This window comes from Mycobacterium sp. SMC-18 (assembly GCF_045310895.1).
Taxonomy (GTDB): Bacteria; Actinomycetota; Actinomycetes; order Mycobacteriales; family Mycobacteriaceae; genus Mycobacterium.
This window is the reverse complement of the sequence record NZ_JBJIAL010000085.1, coordinates 1-6,703: the sequence shown is the minus strand read 5'-3', so window position 1 is coordinate 6,703 and position 6,703 is coordinate 1. Positions and strand designations below refer to the sequence as shown.

Below are 6,703 nucleotides of genomic sequence, written 5' to 3'. Positions count from 1 at the left end.
GAAATCACCCTCCTATCAATGACGGGGGTCAAAATTCACCCGTCGACAGGGGGTCAGTTTTCAGGCGTCGTCAACACCTGCGGTGTAAAGGACCGGAGCGGGCAATGCTGCGGCCAGGGGTAGGTGCTGGGTGGCGAGGGCGAGGGCCACGTCAAGGGCGTCGGTGCCCGTTGCTTCGGAAAGCCATACCGGTGGAGTGACGGGTCCGTTGATCTGCATGCTGTCGGTATGAGCGATGGTTTGATCGGTGGTCAACCGGCGCCAGAGTTCGAGTTCGGCGGCCGTCGGGAAGCGCCCGGTATACGCGATCTGGTCTTGTGCCCGTGCTGCGCTGACCGTCCAGTTCAGCACCGCCAGGTAGGGGAATCGGGCTGCGATGGTGCTGACCGCGCCGGCGATGTCCATGCTTTGTGTGCCTTCGGGAAGCTCGATATCCGCTCGGTTCGAACTCCCGATCTCCCTGGGGCTCAAGTGCGCCAACGGGTGACTGATCGTGGACCGCAGTGCAACAGTGGCCCCCGGCAGCGTGGTGCGCAGGGCAATCCAGTTGCGGGCCTGGTCGAGGATTTGCGTTGTGTTCGCAATAGGCCGGTCACTGCTGTCTACGGCGAAGACGTTCCAGCCGCGGCGGATCTCGAGTTCGGTGTGATAGTCGCGGTATCGGCCCGATGCGAGATTTTGGAGGTAGGTATCCACGACCGAGGCCAGCTCGTCGGCGGTGAGGCTCTCCGTGGCGTCGAGGTGGATGGCGAACATCACTGCGCCCTCGGCCCAGTGGTTGGCATAGTCGGCGTGAGCGGCTTGCACCCCGGGCATCGAGCCCAGTTGCGCGCTGAGTCGGTTGATGTCGTCACGGCGGTCGGGCACCCGCGTGTCGCATCCGGATAGTGGCACAAATGCCGCAATCATCGCCATGCAGATTGCGGCGCTGCGCAGGCGCGTTCCGAAGTTCCCGCGATAGCCGGTCCTCCTGGGCAGGGCGGCGCCGCGCTGTCGTACCGACCGGCGCCAACCTCCAATGATCGCGAACGGCAACTGTTGCATTATGCGATAATAGGTAATGCGCTGAAGTGACCGCGTCGCCGGCCACGCGCAGCACGAGGAGGCCGCATGCACAACCAGGGCGCGCGGAGGTTTGCACGCCGTGGCGTGATCCGAAGAACAAACTCATGAAGATCGCCATCGTCGGCGCTGGGATCGCCGGGACCACGGCAGCATTCTGGTTGCACCGCAGCGGCTTCGATGTCACCGTGTTCGAGGCGGCGCCCGAGCTGCGCGACGGTGGCTACATCGTCGACTTCTGGGGCGTCGGGTACGAGGTCGCCGAGAAGATGGGACTCGCAGCACAGGTGCACGCGGCCGGCTACGACGTCGAACAGCTCCGCCTGGTCGACCAGAATGGTGGCCGCGTTGGTGGATTCAACACGCGCGCCCTGCGCCGCATGGCAGACGGACGATTCACCAGTGTGGCACGCGGTGACCTGGCACGCATGATCTTCAACTCCGTCGAGGGTCAGGTGTCCACCAGGTTCGGGTCACGCGTGGTCGACATCGAACAATCAGAGGTCGGTGTCAAGGTGCGCCCGCGCAGCGGGCGACCACAATCCTTCGATTTGGTCATTGGTGCAGATGGCACGCATTCAGCGGTGCGACGGGCGGTGTTCGGCCCCGACGATCGGTTCGAAACCGATCTGGGATACCAGGTAGCGGCGTTCGAGGTCCCCGGCTACCGACCACGCGACGAATTGGTCTATCTCGCGCACAGTAGTCCGGGACGCATGATCAGCCGTTTCGCGATGCGGGGCGATCGCACCATGTTTCTCACCGTGTTCACCGACGATCGGCTACCCGGCCCCGCCCCCCCCGCACGATCGACGGCATCAAACACGCCCTGTGGCATGTCCTCGGAACAGCTGGGTGGGAATGTCCGCAAATTCTCGCGGCACTGGAGCGAACAGAGGACATCTATTTCGACCACATGAGCCAGATCATCATGGACCGGTGGTCCAACGGACGGGTCGCGTTGATCGGCGACGCCGCCAGCGCGGTATCGCTGCTGGCCGGGGAAGGCACCGGCTTGGCGATGGCGCAGGCGTACGTGCTTGCCGGTGAACTCAACCGCGCCGACACCGATTACCGTCGCGCGTTCGCGCGCCAAGAGCGTCTGCTGCGCGGATTCATCGAAGGAAAACAAGCCGCCGCTCGCCGCTTCGCCGCAGTGTTCGCCCCGACCACCCCGATGGGAGTGTGGGCGCGCAATCAGGCCACCAAACTGCTCGCGCTGCCCTGGTTAGGTCAGCGGATTTGGCGCCGTGAAATCAGCGATGCGTTAGTACTGCCGCAGTACGGCATGTAACCAAGTCCTCCGGCCGCGGTGGAAGGCCGTCTTGGGCATGATTTACGTTGTGGAGATAGGGATTTCGCGGTACCTCGCATCGACGGGGATGCAGAACGCAACGGACCTTGCGGGGGCGGCGTCAGCGAGCTACCGCATATGCTCGAGCACCAACTCGGCAAGCCGCTGCGGCTGGTCGAACTGAATGTACGTGCGGGCGTCGTCGACGACTTCCAGCCGCGCGTAGGGCAGCGTCTGGGTCAGTCGCGCCGCGTCCGACAGCGGGAAAAAGCGGTCTTGCGCGCCCCATACGACGAGCGCAGGCCGCGGAAATTGCTGCAAACGTTTGGCAGCGTCGAGCGTGTGCTTGCACGAAATCCCCTGTAGCACAGTCTGTAGGTCCGCGCGGATGCGGGCGTCACGAAGCGGGGCAAACCATTCTCTGAGCAGCGCGTCGGGTAACGGCCGGATCGTCAGCGGTACGACGGTCAGCGCCGCTCGTCGAAACCACGGCATACGCAACAGCAGGTCCAGGCCGGCGATGAGGCCGGGAACGTAAGCCCCGGCCGCTTCGATGGGGCGAAAAACCGCGGGCGGAAAATGGTCGAACGCATCGCAATTGGTCAGCACCAACCGGTAGACAACGTCGGGGTGATGGGCGCACAGAATCTGGCACAAGGCACCGCCGGTGTCGTTTCCGACCACGGTGACGTTGGACAGCTGCAACCGCTCGATGAACTCGGCCAGCATTGCCGCAAGCGCCGGCGGGGACAGGTCGGCACCGTTCATCGGTACCGAGTGCGCGCCCAGCGGTAGGTCCGGTATGACGCACCGCGAATGTCCTTCGAGTAGATGCACCAATGGCTCCCACACAGTGCCGTCGACGAACAATCCGTGGACCAGCAGGACGCACGGTCCGCTACCGCGGTCGCGATAATGCAGTCGGCCCGCACTGAGTTCGACTTCGGGAATGGTGCACCTCCCACAAGCAAAGGGACTTCCGCAGAACCGTTTTCCGTGCAGCGAGCGCTCAAACTCAGAGATGGGAATACACTGCAACTATTGTTATAAGCAACACTATACGGCAACGGCCCGCATGGAACCGGACAGTGACGTGCGGGAATCACCTGGCTGTCGATGTGGCATGGGAGGTGCGCCATGGAGCCGTCGCAACGCGAACAGCAGATTCTTGAACAAATCTCAGATGAGTTGGAGCTGGCCGCACCGCGACTGGCCCGCCAGTTCGATGAAATGACATCTGCGACCCGGATTCGGCGTCGGCGACGCACTGCCGCGGCGCCGGTGTTCCTCATTGGTGCGGCGATGATCGGCAGCGCGGTCTTCGTGGCTCCCGGCATCGCCGGCGGGGTGTATGTCGTTGCGGCGTGCAGCTACGCAATGATGTTCACCGCAGCATTCGGCTGGATCGCCGTGCCGCCCAAAGAGGGTCTTCGCCGCCGCAAGTAGCCCGTCGAACCCGCATGTATCCGCCCTGCCTGCAGCGAGGGCTTCGCGTTGGTCACGGTGGTGCTGCGCCGTTCGCGCCGTTAACCGCCTCGCTCCGGCCTGGTCAACTGGTCGGCGGCCGTGTCAGCGACAAGTGCTGTGGTGCTGCCGTGTTCGCCTCGGTTCCGTGCCCGCACCCGCGGAATGGAGTCCGGGCCCAACGTGAGTCCGAGTGCGTTCGAGAGGTCAGCTGGGCCGACGGTGACAGGCAATGAGCTCGCCCCATTGTCTGTTGGCGGCGGCTGAGGCGATCGGATCGCTAGCCAAGGTGTTGCTGCCATCCACCAACTCAACGAGCGCCGAAGCAATCGTGAAGACTGGTACGTGCTGGCGGCGCGCTGCTTCGAGTAATTCACCGAAGGCGTCGTCGCAGCTGCAGCGCCGTAAGGCCATCAGCACTCCCTCAGCGCGGTCGAGAGCCCGCACTCCGGGGCGGAGCTGAACGGTGGTTAGCTGTTGACGGCTCATGACGGTGTCCATCAGCGTGGCTCGATCGCGGTTTCGACCGCGGTGAGGTTGGTCATTGTTGCTCCTGTCGGATCATCTTGTGGTGTAGTCCTTTTCAGATCGCTGCGTGCTCGGCTACACGCGGGTGCAGGTCGGAGTGCGTGTGCCGATCGCACACCGGGGTGGCGCGTCGCCGCCGAATAACAGGGAGACCGCCAGCGCCAGTGCCGCAGCCATGAGGACTGCGGTGACGATTGCGTGTGCTGCGAGGTGGGAATCACCGCATACGGGCGGCTGCGGCGGCCTGAGGAACTCGGAAGCTTCTCCACCGTGCCGCACATCCCCATTCAGTCCACGCCCGGGCTGCTTCTGGGTATCAACCGGTGAAGACATTGTTCCGCGCGGCCAACCGTTGCCGCAGCAGGCAGCTGATGGTTTGACGAACATGGTCTGCGAGGCCAAACACGACCATCGGGTCCTCGGCATCAATACAGCTCGATGTCCTTATGGGCGTGCCGAATTCGATCGACCACTTCGATGGCAGGGGCGCCAAGCCCATCAGGCCAGTCAACGGGAACGTAGGTGTGATCGGGAAATACGGCAGGCCCAGCATTCGGGCCAGCGGCCCCACGTTGGCCACCATCGGATAGATCTCCTCGGATCCCACGATCGCGCACGGAATAATCGGCGCACCCGCCCGCAGCGCCGCTGCCGCGAAGCCGCCGCGACCGAAACGGGCCAAACGGTACCGATCGCCGAAGCACTTACCCAGCCCCTTGTACCCCTCGGGGAAAACAGCTGCCAATTCGCCGTTCGTCAGGAGGCGGTGCGTGTCCGGAGCGCAGGCCAACGTGTGACCGGCCTTGCGTGCAATCGGACCGAGCAAGGGCAGCGTGAACACCAGGTCTGCGGCCAAGATCCGTACGGCGCGGCGGGCGGGATGGTGGTCATGAACCGCGACCGATGTCATCAGCGCATCGAGCGGCAACACCCCCGCATGGTTGGCCACGATCAGTGCCGGACCGTCGAAGGGAATATTGTTCACACCAACAACGTCAACCCGAAACCATGTGTTGAACAGTGGACGTAACACCGGCAGCACTACCTGTTCGGCGAACTCGGCGTCATAGCCGAACTCATCCACCATGTAGTCGCCCATCAGACGACGGCAGATGAACGAGGTCATCGCTGCCGCGTCACCTACGACGCCGCCCCGATATCGCGGCAACTGTTCAGTGCCGCCAAGGGCAATGCGCTTCGTGGCGACGTCCCCAAGTGCGGTGCTGGTTTTCCGAAGCGGGCCCGTATCGGCGACTTTCCGGCCATCCGCGGAACGTCGGAGCGATGCATTCCTTCCGGCGTGCGAAGCTCGCCTGTCGAGCTCGATAACGGTTGCGGCGTGGGGACTGGCCATCGTGTACTCCTGTATTTGCGTCCTGGCGCGGCAGATGAGTGATCCCCGCCTCGCCTCATCGCGAAGCTGATCCATTCCCGCACTTGGCAACTATTGCAATATGCTACCGAAACGTTCACGACACAACCCGCGCCTGCGCGGTGATCGCGGCGGCATCAGCGAAGGACGGGATTGATGACCGACTCACGAATACTGCAGTGGCATAGACATATTCGTGTCGTGAACTGGAGTTACAACCTCAGTCGTTGAGGCAGTCAGCGGCCGTTTGGACTCACTGCGCTCAGGGGTTGTCCAGGCAATTCAACTCGATCACGAAGCAACTCCACGGGTGGTCGGGCCCGGCGGGGGCCCGGCTTTCGCCGAAGGCCTCGCCGGTCGCGGCTGAGGCTCCGCCACCTCTCGGATACCGAGCGATCAGCTGCTGGTAGTTCACCACCACCAAGGCAATGATCAGCAGCACTGCTGACATTGCTGGAATCAGCAACGCCAGATCACCGTCGAGGGCCCGCAGTGCGGCTTCGATCGCGTAGGCGACCGACGACACCGGATCTGCAACTGCCGTCGCGTCCTCAGACCTGGGATTTACCTAAGAGTTGGTCACGGCAGGTGTCAGGAGGCGCAAAACGGGGATGCCGCTATTTGTGATGCTGCGGGCCACGTAGCGCGAGCGCTCGAGAATCGTTGGGAAGTGATCACTTTGTCGGACACGGTTGCGGATGTGTTGTTAGCCCGATTGCGGGACTGGGGTGTGAAACAAGTTTTCGGCTTCCCTGGCGACGGGATCAACGGCCTACTCGCGGCGTGGGGGCGCGCGGACGATAGTCCGCAGTTCGTGCAAGCTCGACACGAGGAGATGGCGGCGTTCGAGGCGGTCGGATTCGCCAAGTTCTCGGGCCATTTCGGCGTGTGCGTTGCGACCAGCGGTGAACCGCCCCAGGTTTTCCGCCGCTGCTATACGGGTTGACGCTCTCGGTCGAGGGCGCTGTAGTGGGCGTGCTCGT

General features: G+C 63.4%; 8 protein-coding genes and 1 pseudogene. 4 read left to right on the top strand and 5 right to left on the bottom strand.

Annotation, left to right across the window (positions count from 1 at the left end; genetic code table 11):
• Positions 1–60 precede the first annotated feature (60 nt).
• Positions 61–1,044: a hypothetical protein gene (locus tag ACJH6J_RS29765; protein WP_212812411.1), complete on the bottom strand. Its 984-nt coding sequence runs from the start codon at positions 1,042–1,044 to the stop codon at positions 61–63.
• Between the two features lie 125 nt (positions 1,045–1,169).
• Between ACJH6J_RS29765 and ACJH6J_RS29760 the strand changes: the two genes are divergently transcribed.
• Entirely contained in the window at positions 1,170–1,982 is an 813-nt protein-coding gene (locus tag ACJH6J_RS29760) for an FAD-dependent oxidoreductase (protein WP_406804994.1), read from the top strand.
• On the top strand, positions 1,979–2,356 hold the full coding sequence (locus ACJH6J_RS29755; RefSeq protein ID WP_406804993.1) for an FAD-dependent monooxygenase: 378 nt from the start codon (positions 1,979–1,981) through the stop codon (positions 2,354–2,356). Before ACJH6J_RS29760 ends, ACJH6J_RS29755 begins: the two co-directional genes overlap by 4 nt.
• A gap of 129 nt (positions 2,357–2,485) precedes the next feature.
• On the opposite strand, the gene ACJH6J_RS29750 is transcribed toward ACJH6J_RS29755, so the two are convergent.
• Positions 2,486–3,394 carry an alpha/beta fold hydrolase gene (locus tag ACJH6J_RS29750; protein WP_082761785.1) on the bottom strand — a complete coding sequence of 303 codons (909 nt, stop codon included), beginning with the start codon at positions 3,392–3,394 and terminating at the stop codon, positions 2,486–2,488.
• 99 nt (positions 3,395–3,493) lie between these two features.
• On the opposite strand from ACJH6J_RS29750, the gene ACJH6J_RS29745 reads away from it, so the two are divergent.
• A complete protein-coding gene (locus ACJH6J_RS29745; RefSeq protein ID WP_061009540.1) occupies positions 3,494–3,802 on the top strand; it encodes a DUF3040 domain-containing protein in 309 nt (102 codons plus the stop codon).
• A 225-nt stretch (positions 3,803–4,027) separates the two neighbouring features.
• Here ACJH6J_RS29745 and ACJH6J_RS29740 read toward each other — a convergent pair whose 3' ends face one another.
• The 3 genes from ACJH6J_RS29740 to ACJH6J_RS29730 form a co-directional block, all read right to left on the bottom strand.
• Complete coding sequence (locus tag ACJH6J_RS29740; RefSeq protein WP_110917505.1) at positions 4,028–4,321, bottom strand: ANTAR domain-containing protein; 294 nt, start codon at positions 4,319–4,321, stop codon at positions 4,028–4,030.
• A gap of 343 nt (positions 4,322–4,664) precedes the next feature.
• On the bottom strand, positions 4,665–5,702 hold the full coding sequence (locus ACJH6J_RS29735; protein WP_212812409.1) for a 1-acyl-sn-glycerol-3-phosphate acyltransferase: 1,038 nt from the start codon (positions 5,700–5,702) through the stop codon (positions 4,665–4,667).
• 280 nt (positions 5,703–5,982) lie between these two features.
• A complete protein-coding gene (locus tag ACJH6J_RS29730; protein ID WP_212812408.1) occupies positions 5,983–6,246 on the bottom strand; it encodes a hypothetical protein in 264 nt (87 codons plus the stop codon).
• Between the two features lie 153 nt (positions 6,247–6,399).
• Here ACJH6J_RS29730 and ACJH6J_RS29725 point away from each other — a divergent pair.
• A pseudogene (locus ACJH6J_RS29725) lies at positions 6,400–6,627 on the top strand (thiamine pyrophosphate-binding protein); the annotation flags it as partial.
• Positions 6,628–6,703 lie beyond the last annotated feature (76 nt).